19 protein-coding genes and 1 pseudogene are annotated in these 20,097 nt (G+C 49.1%); 14 read left to right on the top strand and 6 right to left on the bottom strand.

From position 1 onward, the window contains the following. Positions 1 to 410: 410 nt before the first annotated feature. Together HNQ57_RS17325 and HNQ57_RS17330 are read right to left on the bottom strand one after the other, a co-directional pair. Positions 411 to 959 carry a hypothetical protein gene (locus HNQ57_RS17325; RefSeq protein WP_184465139.1) on the bottom strand — a complete coding sequence of 183 codons (549 nt, stop codon included), beginning with the start codon at positions 957 to 959 and terminating at the stop codon, positions 411 to 413. 754 nt (positions 960 to 1,713) lie between these two features. Next, entirely contained in the window at positions 1,714 to 2,790 is a 1,077-nt protein-coding gene (locus tag HNQ57_RS17330; RefSeq protein ID WP_184465140.1) for an AraC family transcriptional regulator, read from the bottom strand. A 108-nt stretch (positions 2,791 to 2,898) separates the two neighbouring features. Here HNQ57_RS17330 and HNQ57_RS17335 point away from each other — a divergent pair, with 108 nt between their 5' ends. From HNQ57_RS17335 to HNQ57_RS17960, 5 genes are all read left to right on the top strand, one after another. Next, entirely contained in the window at positions 2,899 to 4,104 is a 1,206-nt protein-coding gene (locus HNQ57_RS17335) for an acetyl-CoA C-acetyltransferase (protein ID WP_184465142.1), read from the top strand. A 54-nt stretch (positions 4,105 to 4,158) separates the two neighbouring features. Continuing rightward, a complete protein-coding gene (locus HNQ57_RS17340) occupies positions 4,159 to 6,315 on the top strand; it encodes a 3-hydroxyacyl-CoA dehydrogenase NAD-binding domain-containing protein (protein WP_184465144.1) in 2,157 nt (718 codons plus the stop codon). 219 nt (positions 6,316 to 6,534) lie between these two features. After that, positions 6,535 to 6,732 carry a hypothetical protein gene (locus HNQ57_RS17950; protein WP_226968185.1) on the top strand — a complete coding sequence of 66 codons (198 nt, stop codon included), beginning with the start codon at positions 6,535 to 6,537 and terminating at the stop codon, positions 6,730 to 6,732. A gap of 9 nt (positions 6,733 to 6,741) precedes the next feature. Beyond that, positions 6,742 to 7,359, top strand: coding sequence for an AMP-binding protein (locus HNQ57_RS17955; RefSeq protein WP_226968186.1), 618 nt, complete (start codon positions 6,742 to 6,744; stop codon positions 7,357 to 7,359). A 158-nt stretch (positions 7,360 to 7,517) separates the two neighbouring features. Next, positions 7,518 to 8,156: an acyl-CoA synthetase family protein gene (locus HNQ57_RS17960; protein WP_244966235.1), complete on the top strand. Its 639-nt coding sequence runs from the start codon at positions 7,518 to 7,520 to the stop codon at positions 8,154 to 8,156. On the opposite strand, the gene HNQ57_RS18290 is transcribed toward HNQ57_RS17960, so the two are convergent. Both HNQ57_RS18290 and HNQ57_RS17355 read right to left on the bottom strand, forming a co-directional pair. Continuing rightward, complete coding sequence (locus HNQ57_RS18290; RefSeq protein ID WP_226968188.1) at positions 8,153 to 8,473, bottom strand: glutathione S-transferase family protein; 321 nt, start codon at positions 8,471 to 8,473, stop codon at positions 8,153 to 8,155. The genes HNQ57_RS17960 and HNQ57_RS18290 overlap by 4 nt on opposite strands. Positions 8,474 to 8,485: 12 nt before the next feature. Next, positions 8,486 to 8,704, bottom strand: coding sequence for a hypothetical protein (locus tag HNQ57_RS17355; RefSeq protein ID WP_184465148.1), 219 nt, complete (start codon positions 8,702 to 8,704; stop codon positions 8,486 to 8,488). Between the two features lie 157 nt (positions 8,705 to 8,861). Between HNQ57_RS17355 and HNQ57_RS17360 the strand changes: the two genes are divergently transcribed. Further along, complete coding sequence (locus HNQ57_RS17360; RefSeq protein ID WP_184465149.1) at positions 8,862 to 9,143, top strand: transposase; 282 nt, start codon at positions 8,862 to 8,864, stop codon at positions 9,141 to 9,143. 276 nt (positions 9,144 to 9,419) lie between these two features. Here HNQ57_RS17360 and HNQ57_RS17365 read toward each other — a convergent pair whose 3' ends face one another. Then, positions 9,420 to 10,556: an acyl-CoA dehydrogenase family protein gene (locus HNQ57_RS17365; protein WP_184465152.1), complete on the bottom strand. Its 1,137-nt coding sequence runs from the start codon at positions 10,554 to 10,556 to the stop codon at positions 9,420 to 9,422. 20 nt (positions 10,557 to 10,576) lie between these two features. After that, complete coding sequence (locus tag HNQ57_RS17370; RefSeq protein ID WP_184465154.1) at positions 10,577 to 11,755, bottom strand: acyl-CoA dehydrogenase family protein; 1,179 nt, start codon at positions 11,753 to 11,755, stop codon at positions 10,577 to 10,579. Positions 11,756 to 11,877: 122 nt separating this feature from the next. Here HNQ57_RS17370 and HNQ57_RS17375 point away from each other — a divergent pair, with 122 nt between their 5' ends. The 8 genes and pseudogenes from HNQ57_RS17375 (at position 11,878) to HNQ57_RS17410 (ending at position 19,996) form a co-directional block, all read left to right on the top strand. Further along, a complete protein-coding gene (locus tag HNQ57_RS17375) occupies positions 11,878 to 12,876 on the top strand; it encodes a GlxA family transcriptional regulator (protein ID WP_184465156.1) in 999 nt (332 codons plus the stop codon). Between the two features lie 253 nt (positions 12,877 to 13,129). Continuing rightward, positions 13,130 to 13,474: pseudogene (locus tag HNQ57_RS17380) on the top strand (IS481 family transposase); the annotation flags it as partial. A gap of 579 nt (positions 13,475 to 14,053) precedes the next feature. Further along, on the top strand, positions 14,054 to 14,182 hold the full coding sequence (locus HNQ57_RS17965) for a hypothetical protein (protein ID WP_184465158.1): 129 nt from the start codon (positions 14,054 to 14,056) through the stop codon (positions 14,180 to 14,182). 374 nt (positions 14,183 to 14,556) lie between these two features. Then, the gene (locus HNQ57_RS17390; RefSeq protein ID WP_184465161.1) at positions 14,557 to 15,927 is read left to right on the top strand and encodes an acyclic terpene utilization AtuA family protein; all 1,371 of its coding nucleotides are present in this window, start codon (positions 14,557 to 14,559) and stop codon (positions 15,925 to 15,927) included. A 3-nt stretch (positions 15,928 to 15,930) separates the two neighbouring features. Further along, the gene (locus HNQ57_RS17395; RefSeq protein WP_184465163.1) at positions 15,931 to 16,263 is read left to right on the top strand and encodes an AtuA-related protein; all 333 of its coding nucleotides are present in this window, start codon (positions 15,931 to 15,933) and stop codon (positions 16,261 to 16,263) included. A gap of 118 nt (positions 16,264 to 16,381) precedes the next feature. After that, the gene (pta, locus tag HNQ57_RS17400) at positions 16,382 to 17,344 is read left to right on the top strand and encodes a phosphate acetyltransferase (RefSeq protein WP_184465165.1); all 963 of its coding nucleotides are present in this window, start codon (positions 16,382 to 16,384) and stop codon (positions 17,342 to 17,344) included. 241 nt (positions 17,345 to 17,585) lie between these two features. Next, positions 17,586 to 18,593, top strand: a complete 1,008-nt coding sequence (locus HNQ57_RS17405; RefSeq protein ID WP_184465167.1) for an IS110 family RNA-guided transposase — start codon at positions 17,586 to 17,588, stop codon at positions 18,591 to 18,593. Positions 18,594 to 18,835: 242 nt separating this feature from the next. Further along, a complete protein-coding gene (locus tag HNQ57_RS17410) occupies positions 18,836 to 19,996 on the top strand; it encodes an outer membrane protein transport protein (protein ID WP_221301786.1) in 1,161 nt (386 codons plus the stop codon). The last annotated feature ends 101 nt before the right edge of the window (positions 19,997 to 20,097 follow it).

The raw sequence follows: 20,097 nt of genomic DNA on the forward strand, positions 1-20,097 counted from the left end.
TCTGGCAACCAACTAGGCGAATATTTTGATGAAGCCAAACTTCAGGCGGCACGTTTTTTTACTCAACTCAGCGCATAGTAAAAACCTTCGCTTCGATTAACGACGGAAATTTAGCGCTGGATCGAGTAAACCTATTGAAGTGTTATTTTGTCCGCTTTTTGCCAGTTAATGCAATGCCGCCTGAACGCTAAGGCGTCTGGCTCCAGCACCAATGCCAGCCCTCGGCTGAGTTCTAAAGTGGCCATACCATAAACCTACCAGGGGTATCTTATGAGTGAATCTACAGGCCGAATAATAGGTGAAACTAAGTTACACCTGCACGCCTACATAATGTTGTTTATGCTTGGGTTCACTGCCGCACCACTGCTTGGCAATTCAATTGTGTAAGCCCACACTTTTGTTGCTTTAATCTAATAAGATTCGCTAGCCTGCTTCAGCTTGTGCATCAAGCGCTGCGCTAAGGGCAATGTCAGTTCGCTGGGGAAATAGGTATAAATCTGCGTATGGGTGAAAACCCATGCCGTAATCTTTTTAATAGTATTGCCGTCGCCTTCCAGTGCTAATTCGATTAGTGCATCTAGGTAGGGCTTTGATTGTTCATTCGAAATCAGCAAATAAATTGCGCGAGCGATACAGCGTAGCTCACTTTCAGTAAGGGCTTTTACTGGGATGAAGTTTTGCGGTGTTTTTTGCTCTGATTTGCCGCCGATGGCCACTTCCAATCGTAGGTCATCGAGGTGTTGAATCAACACTTCTGAGGCGTACTCCATTAGCATTTCTTTGCGTCCGACTTCGATGTTGGCGAAGCGAGACAGTAGCCAAGACTGTACGGCTTGTTCATTATTCGATTCGCTACCGGCACCAAGAATGGCGACTAAATCATCGCTGTAGCACGTCGTTATTCTGCTGTTGATTACCTTTTCTAGTGAGCGGGCAGTCTCTTTGGTCAATGTGTTCATTGCGCCTCCTGTTGGCCTTGATCGCCATCATTTTTGTTCCGTATAAATTGGAGTTTTCGTTAATCGATATTCAATTTGGGTCAGGGCATAGCCAATTTGGATTACCAGCCGCCGCCAATTGATTTATGTGCAAGGTATTTGCGGACCTTCAGCGATTCGCCATCTTGAATCGCTTGCCACGTTGTTCGGCCGTCGTAATGTTTATTACCTGTCTGTATATACTTACTTGGCTCGTACCTGGGAAATAGCACCCGTAAAAGTTGATGAATAACTAAGGTACAACGATTGAGATATTCTGCATTTATATGGGCCTTTGGCGCGATTGCCTTGAATGGTGTTATTGGCAGGCGACCGCCAGTTTCCTATTCTATGTGTTTTTCTGCAGGTTGATCGGTGGGGGCGTCTTGGGTTGGTCTTCAGTCTTTGCTACTTCGGGCTATTTATCGCTGCTGTAATTGCGGCGAGGTGAGCGAAGGTCATAGAGGCCGTTGCCTCAGCGCGGGTCTAAATTCAAAAGTGTCACGGAAGACGTCACGGAGTTCAACAGGGTCCTAAAAGCAACAGGCGAAAAAAACGGCAAGCCAGTAAGTAACGGATTTGCCGTTCTTTAATTGGTAGCGGGGGCGGTTATGAGGATGAATTTATAGAGACATAAAATATGTCCTTATATTGCTTTATATGGCTAATTTGTCGTATTGAATTCGATTTTTAGGTCAATAATTGAGTTCTATATTGACACCTATTGATTTTATGATCAATAAGGTTTGGCCTGGCGTTGTAGAGATTTTCTGAATTGCAGGGGTGTGGCACCGGTCCATTTTCGAAAGGCGCGAATAAAGGGGGCTGCCTCGGTGTAGCCTATTAAAAACGCGATTTTCTCTATGCTATTATCGCTACTAGCCAGCAATTTTATGGCGTGCTCGCGGCGCACGCTGTTGCGAATTCCCTGCCAGCTGCTGCCTTCTTGTTTAAGGCGGCGACGCAGACTGTCGCTACTGATTCGAAGTGTTGCGCAATAGGCGCTCAAACTGCTCTGTGCAAATTCATCTTTGGGCAGCTTATCGAAATAACGGCGAATGTGTTGGGTATACTGGCCGCTCTCCTCAAAGGGTAAGTAAAGGTTGGCAGGGGCGTCGTGGAAATAGTTGGCGAGGGTGAGTTCGGTTTGCACCACTAGGCGGTCGAGATACGCGGTGTCAAATTCTATGCCGCTGTAGTCGGCACCGTTGACAACGCTGGCCCCGTAAAACAAGTATTCGTGCTCATGTAGTTGCGGCGCTTGATAGTCGAGTTTTACCAGTTGCAGAGCAATGCGCTCATTGATCAACCAGCTAGCAAAGCGGTGCAATATCATTAGTGTGATGTCAATCGCGAAGCTGTCGCGCAACTGCATACCGGTACGTCGCATAATTCGGATACTGGCTTTCTGGCCTTTGTGTACACAGTACAAGTGCAAGCTGTTATCAAATAAATTACTCACCGAGGTAAAGCGATTCATGGCTTCACCTAGGGTCTTGCCGTGAACCGCGTTGGTTGCAATGGATTGGTAGCTACCAATGCGTTGCTTGCGTTCCAATAATCCGTATTGCTCGTCATCTAGGCGCCCGCTGGTGCGGCGGCATAGTTCGATAAATTGCTTTGCCGGAATGCGGGTTTGTGGCGAGTTTTGTAATGCGGGGTCAATGCCGCAGCTGCGCAGCAGTTGGTTGCAGTTAATGCCGTGCAAGCGCGCACCGGTGAGGCTGCGCGCCACGGTGGCCATTGAGATACTTAAGGTCGATAAATTGCCCATAGACGGCAAATATAATGCATTAGAGCAACTTTTGGTCAATTTATTCCGCTTTTTTCATCATTGTTCTGCTTATTCCTGTCTCTCACACTAGGTCCACTTGCGATTTCGACTGGCGATATCGCGTTGGCAGTAATTGTGGAGACTGATGTGACTACAGGTGCATATATTTTTGACGCGATAAGAACGCCGCGTAGTAAAGGCAAAGCTGGTGGTTCATTGCATGAGGTTAAGCCAATGGCGCTGGCTGGTGGTTTGCTTCGCGAGTTACAACAGCGCAATGATTTAGACACCAGTGCCGTAGACGACGTGATACTAGGTTGTGTTACGCCAGTTGGTGAACAGGGCAGTTGTATTGCCAAGGCCGCGGTGCAGTACGCAGGCTGGGATGAAAGTGTACCCGGGTTTCAGCTAGATCGGTTTTGCGCCTCAGGCTTGGAGGCGGTTAACACCGCCGCCCAAAAAATTGCCTCGGGCTGGGAAGACCTTATCGTTGCCGGCGGTGTCGAGTGCATGTCGCGGGTTAAAATGGGTAGCAATGGTGGCGCGATGTTTTCTGATCCTGAGTTTATCCTCGGGCAAAAGGCAGTGTCTCAGGGCATTGGAGCCGATTTAATTGCCAACCTCGGCGGCTGGAGTCGTCAAGACGTCGACCAAGTTGCAGTAACCTCACAGCAACGTGCGGCCCATGCTCGCGCCAATGATTGGTTTACATCCCTTGTTCCAGTGCGCGACAACTGCGGTGCTGTGATACTGGGGCAAGATGATTTCATTAAGCCCGGCAGCACCCTCGACAGTCTCGCCACGCTCAAGCCCTCGTTTCAAGTTATGGGTGACATGGGGATGGATGATCTCGCTTTGTCTAAATACCGGCGCATAGAAAAAATTGAGCACGTCCACACGCCCGCGAATTCGTCTGGCATTGTCGACGGCGCCAGCGCGGTGCTAATCGGCAGCGCCAAAGTGGGGGCAAGTCTTGGTCTTAAAGCTCGGGCGCGAATAATTGCCACCGCGGTGACCGCGACTGATCCCGTCATTATGCTCACCGGCCCCGGTCCAGCGGCGCACAAGTGCCTCAAAAAAGCAGGATTAAGTGTCGGCGATATTGATTTGTGGGAAATCAATGAAGCCTTTGCTTCGGTCATGCTGCGCTTTATGGCCGACATGGGCATCGACGACAGCGTCACCAACGTAAACGGCGGCGCCATTGCCATGGGGCATCCGCTGGGTGCAACGGGCGGCATGCTCATTGGCATCGTTCTCGATGAGCTGGAACGCCGAAATTTGCAGCGTGGCTTAGTCGCCTTGTGCGTGGGCGGCGGCATGGGTATCGCCACCATAATTGAGCGTGTGTAATTTGCTTGTCGCGCAAGCTCACCGTATTAATACAATCGAATATTGGGTAGAACTATGAACACCGAATTTATTTACCACAAAGATACTAACAATATTGTCACCGTTACCATGAATATGAACGGTCCAGTAAACGCAATCAACGATGCTTTTATTTCCGCTTTAACTGAAACCCTCACGCGACTGGAGGGTGAAGCAGACCTTGCTGGTGTGGTTATTTCCTCAGCGAAAAAAACCTTTGTCGCCGGCGGTGATTTAAACGAACTAATTGCCGTGCAGCCAGGTGACGAAGAAGGCGTATTTACGCGCACACAAAATATTAAGTCGCTGTTTCGACGGATAGAAAAACTGGCAGCACCGTCTGTTGCCGCGATCAATGGCGCGGCGCTTGGCGGCGGTTTGGAGTTGGCTTTGGCCTGTAATTATCGTATTGCTGTTAACCACCGCAGCGTCCAGCTGGGCTTGCCTGAGGTTGGCTTGGGCTTGTTGCCTGGTGGCGGCGGTATCGTGCGTTTAACATCATTGGTCGGATTTCAAAAAGCCTTGCCCTACCTAGTAGAAGGGAAAAAGCTCAGCCCTGAAAAGGCGTTAGACGAAGGCTTTATCCACGCTGTAGTAGCGGACCATAGTGAATTGTTAGCGGCCGCCAAAAATTGGATCAAAAGCAATGCCGCAGGCAGTGAGTCCGCAAGCCAGCCCTGGGACCGGAAAGGCTTTCTTATTCCCGGAGGCAACGAAAGTAATCCCCATATTCGCCAGCACATTGCCATGGGCTCTGCCGCGCTCTATAAAAAAACAAGGGGCCTATTGCCTGCTCCTGAGTTTATTCTCAATACCATGGTCGAGGTGTTGCGGGTGGATTTCGACACTGCGTTGACTATTGAAAGTCGCCAATTCTCGCAACTGGTTACTCGGCCCGAAGCCAAAAATATGATCAATGCCTTTTTCTTCCAAATGAAACAGGTCAGTGGCGGCAAGAGTCGACCTGAAACTGAAGAAAAATACATTGTGAAAAAACTCGGTGTACTCGGCGGCGGCATGATGGGTCAAGGCATCGCCATGGTCGCTGCGCAGGCGGGAATTGAGGTGGTTGTTAAAGATGTCAGTATTGAGTCAGCCACAAAGGCTAAGGCCTATGCAGAAAAAGGCTTCGCCAAGCTTGTCGCAAAAGCTCGAATGAGCGCCGAGGCGGCTATGGCGGCATTGGCATTGATAAAACCAACAGTTGACGTGTCAGATTTACAGGGCAGTGATTTTATTATCGAGGCCGTGTTTGAAAATATCGAACTTAAGCACGCCCTAGTGCGTGAGGCTGAAACGATGCTGGCCGGCGGCGGGGTTTGGGCGTCCAATACATCAACTTTGCCAATAACCCGTATTGCAACGGCGAGTACTAGGCCAGAGAATTTCATTGGTATGCACTTTTTCTCGCCGGTAGATCGCATGCCTCTGTTAGAAATTATTTGTGGTGAACAAACCAGCGAAGAGACATTGGCCAAGGCATTTGATCTTGCCAAACAATTGCGAAAAGTCCCGATTGTAGTGAACGACGCACCAGGCTTTTACACTTCACGGACCATTAGCACGCAGATTCAAGAAGCTGCACAGTTGATTGCCGAGGGTGTCGACGCAGCGCGCATCGAGAATGTTGGTAAATCGGTGGGCTGGCCGGTCGGGCCCTTAGCGCTGCAAGACGAGGTAAGTCAAAAATTATCCTTGGATGTTATCGATGCGCAAATCGCTATGGGGTTGCGCCAGCCAGAAGATGATCCGACCCCGCAGGGCACGGCGTTAATGCGTAGTTTATTGACTAAGCATGGTCGTGGTGGCCGTGCTCATGGTGGTGGTTATTACCAGTACGCCGATGGGAGAAAATCGCTGTGGCCGCAATTAAGCGAATTATTCTTTAATGCCGAGGTAGATGCCGCTGTAAGTGATGAAGATATCCGTGACCGGTTGTTATTTCGACCGGTCATAGAAAGCTTAGTGTGCCTACAAGACGGCGTGCTGCAAAGTGTGGCAGATGGCAACATTGGGTCACTTATGGGTATTGGTGCGCCAAGCTGGACAGGGGGTTATTTACAGTTTGTAAACACCTACGGTCTACCAGCGTTTACCGAGCGTTGCGCTGAGCTAGCGGCGGCCTACGGTGAGCGCTTTCGCGCGCCGGCTATTGTCGCTGACAAAATTACAGTGGGCGCGAACTTCAATTGATCTATAAGTCAATATATCTGGACTCATGGCGATATAGGTGTTAATTTTTGTCACTACTGAGTCTTGGTCAATTGTGGTTGGTCGCGATTTATTCATAAAAATACGCAAATAATGCCACCTAGGGCCGTATTGTAAGGTGTTGCGCCTCGGTTTTGGTTTGAAGTTTGAGTGGCAGTATTGAAATAATGATAAAAGAGGAAGTCGGAAATACGTGAAGCTGTGAAAACACCCTTGGCAATGTTCTATCGCTGGGAAATAGAGGCGGCCAATCAAGTGTTTTTACACCAACCTGCCAATCTGCAGTGGAGCGAGTATACATGGGCAGAGGTCGCTGATCGCGCTCGGCGTGTGGCTGCGTATATCATCGAGCAGGACTTCGAGCCGGGTAGCCGGATCGCGATGTTTGCCAAAAATTGAGCGGACTGGGTGGTTGTCGACTTTGCGATAATGCTGGCTGGTCATGTTAGCGTACCGCTCTATTCGGGACAGGATGCAGAATCCAGTCAATATATCCTTGCATGCAGCGAAAGCCAGTTGATCTTTCTTGGTAGCTTCGATATCGCCGCAGTGGCAGACGAGATTCTCCCTGTTGACATGAAGCGGGTAGGTATTCAAGGTTGTAGCCTAAGAGTAGACGATTCGCTGAATAATATTATTGCTCGTTACGCGCCTTACTCGGCCTCATCTGAGCCGGATCCGCAAAGCCTCATGACCATTCTTTACACGTCGGGCACCACTGGCAACCCGAAGGGTGTTATGCATGTGCATGGGACTCCGGGTAGTGTATTGCCGCGTTTTCAGGAAACTTGGGGCATCGGCCGTGGCGAGGAGCGCGAGCGCGTTATGTCCTACTTGCCGCTGTCACATGCCACCGAGCGCTGTATTGTTGAAATGAACGCATTGTATTGCAACGGCGTAATCTCATTCTCTGAAAGTTTGGAATTCTTTGCTGAAGAATTGCGCTCGGTATCGCCAAGCTTTTTCTTTTCCGTATCGGCTTGTGGGTCAAGTTCAAAGCCGCTGTCGACGCAAAAATCCCCTTAGACGTGCAGGCCAAATTTAACGATGAACAGCGTCAGGTAGTGCGCAAACAGTTGGGATTGGATCAGGCCAAAGTCATACTTACTGGCTCAGCGCCCTGACCTAAAGATGTTCAAAACTGGTTTATCGATATGGGCGTGATGTTGCGTGAAGGCTGCTCGATGACCGAGAAATTTTGCGACGGCACGTTCTGGAGCGAGGCCAGTTGGCCGCCAGCAGGCTGTGTTGGCAAACCGCTGCCGGGGGTGGAAATAAAGCTCACCGTAGACGAAGAAGTATTTTTTCGCAGCAGCGGTTTAATGACGGGCTATTATAAAAATCCTGAGAAAACATCGGAAGTTTTGATCGATGGTTGGTACCACAGAGGCGACACCGGTAAATTAGATGAAAACGGCAATCTGTGGATTACAGGCAGAATGAGTGAAGTGTTTAAAACCACCAAGGGTAAGTTTATTGGTCCGATAAAATTAGAAGATAAGTTCGACGCAGTATTGGAATTAGGTCAAGTCTGTATTTGTGGGTATGGCCTAGATCAGCCGGTAATGCTCGCTACGCGGTCCGAGTTCGCTGCCGATCTGGATAATCAAGAATTGGCGACAAAACTCAGTGAAACGCTAGAGCACATCAACACTAAGCTACCACCCTATGAGCGCATAGCGGCCATTATAATTACCCCAGAAGAGTGGGCTATAATGAACGGCTTGCTGACGCCAACTATGAAGCTCAAGCGCAAAAGCTTGATTGCAAAATACAGTGAAGTGATTAACGCGAAAATTACAGACCGAGTGAGCTTTGCTTAGCCTCTACGAGACGAGATTGGTGAAAAACTACATTGTTTTTGCTCTGACCCGATTTCGAACCACGCCCGGTTTATACGCTGCGTTATTTCATCAAATGATTGACGTTGAATTAGCGAGCAGCCGGTCCCCCCCCCTCTCAGATTTTCAATTAGTTCCATCCACGCTGCCAGTTTCGGGGCCTTGTTAATAATGGTTGGGCGCTTAGATGAGCCGGCCAGGCATTCTATTCGCGCTAATACGCTTATGTCGGCGAGGCTAAGGCTTTCGTCAACTAAGTAGTCGCCGTTGCTGTTGAGCAAGTTTTCAAGGCTAGTGATGTGGCGAGTGAGTTAGGTGAGTATGTCAGCTTCGCTGCGCTTAGCAAGGCCTTGTTTACGTGTGAGGTAGGGTACGAGTGGCCGGGCGAGGCGCTGCATGACTGCGTTGTAGTATTTTAATATTTCGCTCACCCAGCGGGCGCGATCGTAAGTCCAGGTGAAGCGCATGGTCATTTCAAAGAAGTATAGGCTTTCATCAGCCCAGTCTTCGAGTATGTTGGCTAATGCCAATTGCGCAGGGTAGCAGTGGTTTGTCGGCGAAGCGGCGGTCCAGCTCGCGACAGATGGTGCTGGAGTCAGCGATCTACTCGCCGTCTATTTCCATTACATGAATAGCCCCTATCACTGTAGACACTCCGCATGGTAAAAATGAACCATCGGAGGAAGTGTGAATCAACGTCGTAAATTTACTGAAGACTTTAAGCAAGAGGCAGCCGCTCAAGTCATTGAACGTGGCTACCTCATTAAGGAAGTTGCCAATCATTTAGGTATTTCGGATAAGACGCTATACAACTGGGTCAACCGTTTTAGGGTGCCTAGTAATGAACGTGATACCCAAGATGATCTCACCGCGGAGAACCGGTGCCTCCGAGCAGAGTTGCGTCGGATGACGGAAGAACGGGATATTTTAAAAAAGGCAACGGCATACTTCGCAAGGGAGTCAGAATAAAGTATGCCTTTATTTATGTTAGACGGGGAAGTCCACTGTGGACTTCCTATGCTTTGCTCGGGCTTTGGGCGCCGTGCCTATCCTAGATGGTCACTCATCTCGGTATTAATAAATTTTGAACTGCTACAGATCGTCGCTAGAAGCACTCTTTTTATGACCGCCCTCGGTTCTTGCTGACTCGTCGTTATGATCGCTGCTGGATTCCAGCAGCGTCAAGTTATGCTATCAGAGATAGCTGGATGCTGTCATCTCCATCCATGCATATAACGTAAGCGCTTATCTATTTAGTAATTTAGAAAATCGCGCTTGGTTGTAATCTGCATCACCAAAGGTGGTGTTAATCATCATCAGTCGTTTTACATAGTGACCCACGTCCAGCTCATCGGTCATCCCCATTCCGCCGTGTAATTGAATGGCTTCGCCACCAATCAGCGTGCCGGCTCTACCGACCATAACTTTAAGGGCGAGTAAATCTTTCTCAGAATCATCGCTGTTGGCATTTGCCGAGCACACCGCTCGATAAAGCAGGGAGCGTGTTTGCTCACCCGCAATAAACATATCTACCATGCGGTGCTGTAGCGCCTGAAATTTACCAATAGCAGTGCCGAACTGTTCCCGAGTTTTACTGTATTCAACCGTTGTTTCGGTCAGCTTTTGCATAATGCCCACCGCCTCAGCACAAATTGCCCGCGTGGTTTCCGTGACAACCGACTGTATCAGGCTAAAGCCCTGGTCAAGCTCACCTATTAATTGTAATTTGCTCACCACAACATTGTTGAGGCTAATATTGGCCGCTCGCTGACCGTCCATTAGCCGGTAATCAGTGTGGTTTAGGCCATCGGCATCAGCGTCGACGATAAATAGGCTAATGCCGTTTTCATCATATTGTTCGCCGCTGGTGCGCACCGAAATAATGATTTTGTCAGCAGCACTACCATTGAAGACCACGGTTTTTTCGCCGTTAAGCCGGTAATTATCGCCTTCTGCTACTGCGCTGGTTTTAACGTCACTTAGCTCAAAACGGCTCTGGCGCTCGAGATAGGCAAAACTGCCCTGTAAGCTGCCATCGATGATTTTGGCGATTAATTGTTGTTGGAGTTCGCCATCGCCGCTGTGGGCCAGCAACCCGCCAAACAGCAAAACAGTGGCGACATAAGGCTCGGCGACAAGGCCTTTGCCAAATTCTTCCATGATCACCATGGTGTCTACAGCATTCCCGCCAAAGCCGCCTAGGGCTTCAGGGAAGGGGATCGACAGCCAGCCCAGTGCGGCAAAGGTCTGCCAGTTGTCGGGATTAAACCCCTTGTCCATTGCGACGTTTTGGCGGCGTTGATCGAAGTTATAGTCGTCGGCCACAAAGCGTGCAACGCTGTCTTTGATCATGGCCTGTTCTTCAGAAAGATTGAAATTCATTGTTGTTTCTCCGTCTTGCCCTACAGGCCTAGTACTGCTTTTGCGGTAATGTTTTTCTGCACTTCATTAGAACCACCGTAGATGGTGGCGGCGCGGCCATACATAAACTCGCGTCGTGCACGATCACCAAACCCGTGGCCAATTTGCTCGTTGCTCAGTTCGCCGGTCACTACGCCGCTGTAATAGCCGGCCAGATCCATGCGTAATTGTTGGATGGCCTGCTGGACCTCAGTGCCTTTTATTTTTAGCAGCGAAGACTCAGGGCCTGGACCTTTACCTTCGGCAAAGCTGGAGAGTACGCGCAGCTCGGTAAACTCCAGCGCCATTAATTCAATCTCAATATTGGCAAAGCGTCGTTGAATCAGGGTGTCTTCCATCAGGGCTTTGCCTCCGCTGATTTCTTCTTTTGCAATCGCCTTTAGCTCCGCAAGATAGTGTCCGGATTTTGCGATTTCTGCGATGGCGGTGCGCTCGTGGGCAAGAAGGACTTTGGCATAGGTCCAGCCTTTGTTTTCTTCGCCAATGCGATTCGCCATCGGTACGTGAACATTGTCAAAGACCACCTCGTTTAAGGTGTGCTTTTCATCAATGGAGTCAATTTTATTTACTGTGATACCAGGCGTTTTCATCTCAATCAGCAGAAAGCTAATGCCGCTCTGCTTATTGCTGGTGGGATCGGTTCGCACCAGACAGAAAATCCAATCGGCATATTGCGCATAGGAGGTCCATATTTTGGCGCCATTGACGATATAGTCGTCACCATCGCGTTCAGCGCGGGTTTTTAGTGCGGCCAGATCGGAGCCCGCACCGGGTTCGGAATAGCCTTGGCACCACCAATCGTCGCTGTTGTAAATACGGGGGAGAAACAGTTGTTTTTGTGCCTCGCTGCCGAAGGCGATGATGACCTGGCCAACCATTTTTAAGCCAAAGGGAACGACATCGGGCACACCGGCTGCAGCGCGTTCACGTTCAAATAAGTAGTCTTGGGTAATGCTCCATCCGGTGCCGCCGTGTTCAACAGGCCAGTTTGGTGCAATCCAGCCTTTTTTGGCGAGAATTTTTTGCCACTCAACGATGCCGGTTTTATGGCTGGCTGTGGTGGATATGCGTGCGGCCAGCTCGGCCGTAAATTCATCTTGGAAAAAAGTGCGGACTTGGTCGCGGAAGGCGAGATCTTCGGGTGAAAAGTTAGTATCCATGGGGAGGTTCTCGAAGTGCGTGAGCGTAAAGCGTAAGTCTATTCCTTTCCTTTACGTCTTACTCTGGGCTAAAGTGTCATGTTGTGTGGTGTTTGTTTCATATTTCTGAAATGGAGGGCTTAATGACACCGTTCGGGATTCGTGTTGCCATAGCGGCCTATGAGGGCACGTGGGCGTCGACCTTATATACAACCGCCGAAATTGTGCAGAGTGTCAATCTTCGCTATCTAACGGGAGTGTTTAGCTGTGGCGTGGTTACCCCAACTGAGCAAGCTGTAGTTTCTTATAGTGGGCATAGAATAGCTGGCGACACCACGATGGCAGACGGCGTACTTTATGACTGGGTGGTATTACCGCATTTTTGGGGTGATTTAGACCGGTTGATTCAGTTGCATCCTCAAATTTCTCCTTGGCTACAGCAGCAATATGCCGGCGGCGCCCTTATTGCGAGTGTGAACAGTGGTGCTTTTTGGCTGGCTTACGCTGGATTGCTTAAAGGGCGCAGAGCCACCACCTATTGGCGCCATATCCCGGAGCTAAAAGCGCGCTTTCCCGAGGTCGAGTGGCTTGTGCAGCAGGGGCTGGTAGAAGACAGTGGCCTTTATACCTCCAATGGCCAGCACGCCGGTATGGATCTGGCCTTGCATGTGGTTGAACGAGTCTGCGGGGCTGACATGGCCAGCAGTTTAACGAGGGACATGACTTTCGATCATCGCCGCTACTACGATTTAACGCTATTTAATATGGCGGGCTTCCGTCACCACCGCGATGATAGTATTCATCAGGTACAGAACTGGCTGGACAGGCATTACTCTGGTCCAGTGTCTTTTAAGGATTTAGCGGACAGCGCCGGCATGAGTAAAAGCACCTTTCTGCGTCGTTTCGAGAGGGCGACTGGCGAAAAGCCTGCTCGGTACCTGCAACGGTTGCGGGTGGAGGCTGCCAAACATCGATTGATTAACAGTGATGACAATATCAAAGCAATTAGCATCAACGTGGGTTACCAAGACATTAGTCATTTCTCTAAGGTGTTTAAGTCGGTGGCTGCCCATAGCCCAAGGAGTTTTCGGAACCGTTATCGGCCGAGAAAAAAGGCTAATCGTAGTAATACCCAGTATTAGATAACGCGGATTCGAATCCGCAATAATTTATATTTTATTCTATCTTAATAGCATTCGCTTGCCTTGTTAAGCTTCTTTTTAAACTGGCTGAGCTAGAGAAAATGTCAGTTTCCCAGGGAGATAAGTATAAATCTGCGTCTGGAAGAAAACCCACGCAGTAATATTTTCAATCGCATTACCATCACCCAAAGTAAAAATTCCGATGATTCGTCTGAATGTCAAGCGTGGGTCGTGCAACGTGATTTCGGAAGTGACCAATCAGGTCATTGCCTATGCCATTGAGCAGCCAGCCCATGGCGAGCACAGAACCAGTAACGAACTGCGCAGAATAGGCGTCTTTGTTTCTGGTAGCGGCGTTCGGCAGCGGTCTTGAAAACTTTAAAAAGCGGCGCAAGGCACTAGAAGAGCGCGTAGCTGCTGATGGGGTAATTCTGAGCGATGCCCAGGTTGCTGCCCTGAAAAGAAATGGCATGATGACGAGGCTTGCGGGTAAATTGAAACCCACCACTCCGGCTACCTTGGCTCTCAAGACACCTTCTACGTGGGTAATCTCAAGGGTGTTGGTCGGATTTGCCAGCAGACGTTTGTCGACACCTACGTAAGCAATGGGATGGACTTCTCATCATCTGAATGGCTAGTTGATACTTACCATTCTGGCGCAATGACGCCGAATTGCTAGACTTATGGCCCCGTGGGTGCGCCATCCCAATATTGCCGCGAGCGCTGATTCTTTCGTCGACTTTAGATGCCCAGCAATATTGACCTCAGCTCAATTGTTATATTGCGATATGGTTGATGGTCTGGTATAAATGCATTTTTAAATATGAGTTTTGCTCAATAGTTGGCTGGGAAAGGCGGCGCTTACTCTGAATCGTCTGGATATCCATAGCGCTTTCGACGGCAGTGCTGTGGCGTCATTGAGCGATGCATTTCTTCAGGTCGGGCAAGATAAAAATGTGGAGCTTTGATATTAGCTTCAACAGGAAAAGCTGCTGTTCGGGTGGCGGTTTGAGCTGGGTGCGGGGAATGGCGAGTCATGGCTAAGAAGGAAATTTTTGGGACTCTGGCTTGTTAGCGGAAATGCTTCGGCTGTTAATGCCTTACCGAAACTTACAAATACTCGAGTGCAGGGTACGCCCTTTGGCGGTGGTGTGGGGTAAGTTGTTGTGATGTAGCAGTGGCTGCACCAGAGGCATCATTTTGTTTGAGCGAGGTTAAAGTCGGAATGATCCCGGCGGCTATTAGCCCTTATGTAATTAATGGTATTGGCGAGGGTGCCTCGCGGCGTTATTTTACGATAACTTAGCTGATTTCCACTGAAAAAGCACACGAGTTTGGTGTCGGCGTTGGTGGCAAGCAAGCATATGGATACCACTATTGAACAGATTCTTAAGGGTTTGCTTCGCAACGGGCCTCTTGGTGTAGGTGAGGCTAAGAGTTTGGTGTTGGATTACGCCAATAAAGGAGGTGACATCTCAGGTAATTTGCTGACAGTAGTCGCCGAATTGCTAAAATTCGAAATTTTGACGAGGGGTGGGAGGGGTTGACTGCTTTCTGGAAAAGTGAAAGTCAAGTTGGCTTCATTAGTTTAGATATGGATCGGTTAAGTTAGCGAATACTGATCCACCATTTCGCGCTTACACATTGATTAGGTACACGCAACGACGATAGGTAATGATAATGAGTACTGAAAAAACCGTATTAATAGCAAATGGGCAAGGCTTTTGGGGCGATAGCCTCCTTGGTCCCAAGCGACTTGTAGAAGAGGGCCCCCTGGATTATCTGACGCTAGATTATCTGGCCGAAGTCACTATGAGTATTATGCAAAAGCAAAGATTGCGTAACCCTGAGTTGGGCTACGCGACAGACTTTGTTTCCATGCTTAAAGAAATTTTGCCCACCTGTCAGGAAAAAGGAATTAAGGTTATCGCCAATGCTGGTGGTGTTAATCCCAGGGGCTGCCTTGAGGCCATCAAAAGTGTGGTTAGCGAGCTAGGATTGAGTGGCCTTAAAGTGGGTATTGTTGAAGGTGATGATATCCTTGATCAGATTCCTGAATTAATGGCATCTGGAGAGCAATTTAAAAACTTGGATAATGGTGCCGCCGTTGAAACTATTCTTGACCGTATGTCCAGCGCTAACGTCTATATTGGTGCGAAACCAATAGCCGATGCTCTGGCTCAGGGCGCTGATATTGTCGTCACGGGTCGCGCTACAGACCCGTCAGTTGTCCTCGGGCCACTTATCCATGAGTTTGGTTGGTCGATGGAGGATTACGATCAACTTGCCGCAGGAACTATAATGGGACACATCCTCGAATGTGGCGCTCAGTGCACAGGTGGTAATTACTGCGACTGGAAGAGTGTTCCTGACTTTGCTCGTATCGGATACCCGATTGTAGAAGCTAAAGCCGATGGAACCTTCGTAGTGACTAAGCATGATGGTACTGGCGGTCTAGTCAATGTGGATACGGTGATTTCCCAGTTGATGTATGAGCTTGGTGATCCAAAAGGTTACTTGGGGCCGGACTGTACGTCGGACTTCACTACCATTCAGCTTGAGCAAGATGGTAGGAATCGCGTAAAAGTTTGGGGGATTAAAGGCTCGGCGCCCACTCCAACATATAAAGTTTCCATGTCTTATGAGAACGGCTACAAAATAGTTGGTCAGCTCACTTACACCGGCCCTGATGCAATCGAAAAAGCTGAACTAGCTGCGGGGATCCTATTTGACCGTGTCGCGCTATACGGTACGACAATCCCAGAAACGGATCGCTTTATTGAACTCTTTGGTACTAACGTTTGCTATAAGGGCATCGTTAAACAGAGCGAGCCGCCGGGAGAAGTTCTATTGAGAGTGGGCGCGAAGAGCCAGGATAAAGAGCTACTGAAGCTGTTGGGGCGCGAAATTGCGCCGCTGATTACCAGTGGCCCGGTGGGTGCAACCGGCTTTGCCGGTGGTCGTCCTCGTCCCTCTGAAATCGTAGGCTATTGGCCTGCGCTAATTGATAAAACCAAGGTTAGCACGACTGTAACCGTAGAGGAGGTGTAAGCTGTGGCTATTGTACAACTGATGGAAATCGCTATAGCTCGAAGTGGGGATAAAGGAGATGGTAGTAACGTGGGGATAAAAGCTCGCACGCCAGCACTTTACCAGTTTCTGAAAGCTAATTTGACCACGGAGAAAGTTGCGGAGCACTTCAAAGAGATTTGCTTTGGTCCGGTTACTCGTTATGAATTAGATAACATTGATGTGCTTAACTTCATTCTTGAGGACTCGCTCGGCGGAGGGGGTACAGAAACGCTGATTATGGATGCTCAGGGTAAGGTCCACGGTTTGGCTCTATTGCACATGGAAATGGATGTGCCAGATGCGTTACTAGGTTAAGAAAAATTGACGTAGTCTGTTAAATTAGTAGCGGATAATGAAGCCTATTCGGTCATTTTATGGCCTTTGTGTGGCAATGTTTTATGTCAAGCGGAATCAAAATTACTAAAAGATTATTATGGCTAGCATACTTGAGGCTTTACGCTTAGCGGCGATATCTGCACAAAAGCGGATACTGTTGCCAGAATACTATGATGAGAGGGTTATCGAGGCAGCTGAAATTATTGCAATGCAGCAGCTCGCCCATCCGATCTTGATTGATATTCCTGTTGGCGTACAGGCTCCTATGGGTGTAGAGATCTTCTCTCAGCGTGGTGATGCTGTTGAGTGGACAGAAAAAGCGATACTGGCATTTTCCGAGGCGCGTGCGGCCAAAGGTATGACGGAAGAAAAGGCGCGGGAGCAGCTAAAGAATCCGGTGCTACTTGCCGCGGTATTGATAAAGCTAGGCTATGCCGATGGCGGTATTGCGGGTTCGGTTGCAACAACGGGGGAAGTATTGAGAGCGGGGATACGGGGCTTGGGGCTTAGTTTGGGGGCGAAGCAGGTTTCCAGTGTTTTCCTAATGGAATTAGCCGATGGCCGTGTGTTGAGCTTTGCTGATTGCGCGGTAAACCCGGATCCTGATAGCGCTGGTTTGGCAGATATTGCGATCGTTAGCGCGGCAACGCATCAGCAGCTTACGGGGGCGGAGCCTAAGGTTGCGTTGCTATCTTTCTCAACGAAAGGTTCTGCGGAACATGCCCACATCAGTAAGATTAGAGAGGCTTTGAGTTACGTAAAAATTCAAGTGCCAGCATTGAAAGTTGACGGTGAACTACAGTTTGATGCGGCCTTTGTGCCTGCTATTGCTGATAGAAAGGCACCTGACTCTACGGTGGCGGGGCAGGCGAATGTGTATATTTTCCCAAATTTAAGCGCTGGGAATATAGCTTACAAAATCGCTCAGCGAATTGGCGGGGCCAAAGCGATAGGGCCAGTACTTCAGGGCTTGGCAAAGCCTTGGATGGACCTTTCTCGAGGCTGCAGTGTTGCGGATATCGTGGAGTTGGCGGCAGTTACTGCTGTTTTGTCGCGCTGAGAGCTTGTCGTATATTTTGGGATGCTTGATTGTCATGGGGGCAACCCCTTGGTGTGTCGAGTTCAAATTGGTTGTCTTCAGTTTTGAGTGTCTTCTTGGAGTAGCCGTTACGGCTATTGCTCGATTCGGAGTGCTGGTGCGTAAGCAATGGATGGGCTCCTCCTCACCCTAGCAATTCGGCGTCATTGCGCCAGAATGGTAAGTGCCAACTAGCCATTCAGATGATGAGGAGAAGCCCAATATGAACATTACAAGAGTTGGAGTAGATATCGCAAAGTCTGTTTTTCATGTTCACGGTGTTGATCGGCACGAACAGACTCAGTGGCAAGCAAAGCTCAAGCGTCATGAGTGGCTTGATATACTCAACCAGCGCGTACCAAAGGGAGCCGAAGTTGGTATCGAAGCGTGCGCTTCTGCCCGCCATTGGGGGCGGGAACTACAGCGGCGGGGATACACCGTTAAATTGATCGCCGCTCAGTTCGTGAAGCCTTACGTGAAAAGTAACAAGAATGATCGTGTCGATGCAGAAGCAATCTGCGAAGCCATGGGGCGACCTAGAATGAGGTTTGTTGGTGTTAAAACGGTCAAGCAGCAAGATATTCAGGCAGCCCACCGGGTCCGAGAGGAGCTTTTTGGTCAGCGGACGGCCAAGGCAAATCAGATTCGAGGGTTAGTTGGTGAATACGGCGTCATCGCACCGATCGGCATCAATAAGCTTCGGCAAGCATTACCCCAATGGCTTGAAGATACGGAGAATGGTTTGACCGATGAGTTTCGAGTTTTGCTGGCCGAACTCTCCAGCGATTTGAGGCACCTTGATCACCGTATAGCCGATATTGATGCCCGGATTGAGCAAACGGTTAAAACCGATCCAGTGGCGCGCCGTCTATTGGATGTGCGTGGTGTTGGCCCACTTACCGCTAGTGCTCTTGCTGGTGCACTCGGAGACGGCCACGCGTACAGAAAGGGCCGCGATTTTGCAGCCTCGCTCGGCCTTACTCCACGCCAACATAGTACCGGTGGCAAAGATAGGTTGCTGGGCATCAGTAATCGAGGGGGTAGCTACCTGAGGACGCTGCTGGTCCACGGTGCTAGGGCAGTCATTCGGCATGCGAAGGATCGAGATGACGGGCTGAGCCAATGGCTAAATGCGTTAAAAGCGCGTAAGCATGTAAATATTGTAACGGTCGCGTGGGCAATTGTTCACGACGAAACGAGCTATGAACCGATGTTAGCGGCATCCAGATAATCTGAATATTAGAAGATTAAATAGAAGGATAATTCACCACGATTGCAAAGCATAATGTTTGATGGCGAACAGGTTGAACCGAATATTCAAAAACTAACAACAATAGGTATATGGCCTCAATGACGCACAAAATAAATTCGTATTGCCTAATTTTCCTAACTAGTATCCTGAGCAGCCCCCCCAATAGAGCCTTCGCGGGGAACGCTATCACTCCTTTGGGCTTTGGTGCAGAATCCAACGCGATGAGTGGTACCGATATGGCATTTTCTAGCAACCCTACTGGAATTAACAACAATCCGGCGGGTATAGCTAAAACCAAGAGCTCCCAACTTGAGTTCACGCTTGAATCTCACCGTCTAATCGGTACTCGTCATAAGGATTCACTGGGTAATGACGTTCGAACAGAGCATGATAAGGCCTATCTCATAAACGGAGGCTGGCTCACCCCACTCAATAAATATCCAAACCTAACCGCTGGCATCGGTCTATTCGTACAGGGAGGCGCGGGGTTCAAATATTCTGGTCTACTAACAGAAACGGGCGAGCGCGACGACATCTCAGCCCTATTTGGTGTATTTCGCATCGCGCCAGCGCTAGCTTACAAGGCTACCGACACGCTACGACTAGGTCTTAGCGTGTCGGTAAATTACACGGAAGCCAATCAAGAGGTTTTCCCCAATATTTCAAATGCCGAATTTGGCTTATTTGGAGCAGAAATCATCAATGCTAGTGGCCTTTCCTATTCTTGGCGCGCCGGCTTACAGTATGATCTAAGCCCTGCTATAACCGTCGGCTTGGCCTATGGCGCCTCAACCAAAATGAAACTGGAAAATGGTGAAGCTATAATCAATTTCGAAGATCTTGGTTTTGGACGCGTAAATTATGCAGATGCTAGCATTAAAGGATTATCACTCCCGGAAGAAATAGGACTGGGTATCTCGTGGCAAGTCACCCCTCAACTAAATCTCGGAGCAGATATCAATTTGTATGCCTGGAAGGACGCACTAGGAAAAGTACAGACGCATTTCTCTCGCCCTCAACAACCAACACCAATGGCTGAAATAAATATTGAAAACGATCTCAGTGGTAAAAATAATTTTTCTAAATCAGTGGCTGCAATTTATCAAATAAATGATGCGAACATTATTTATACTGGCCTTTCTCACGTAGGGAGCGCCGTTAACGCCAGCGGCCTATCACCGCTAAATAACTTTACTGCCAAATGGCATTATAGTATTGGCTACGAACATAAATTCAACCCTCGCTGGAAAGGTTTCGTATCCTATACATACTCTCCCGCCAATTCACGTAGCTATTCAGACAAGCAACTCCCTCTCGGCAATGAATCCGAAGCCTCATTTTCATATTATTCGATGATTTTTACAATGCGCTACGCTTGGTAGAAGTAAGCGATCAGCTAACCACACCCTATACGAGCGACGCATTCCTGGGTAGCCGCGCCTGCAATTCCTCATCGTCCGATATTCTCGGTAGCTTTGTAAAC

The sequence above is a fragment of the Zhongshania antarctica genome (assembly GCF_014202945.1).
Lineage (GTDB): Bacteria > Pseudomonadota > Gammaproteobacteria > Pseudomonadales > Spongiibacteraceae > Spongiibacter > Spongiibacter antarcticus.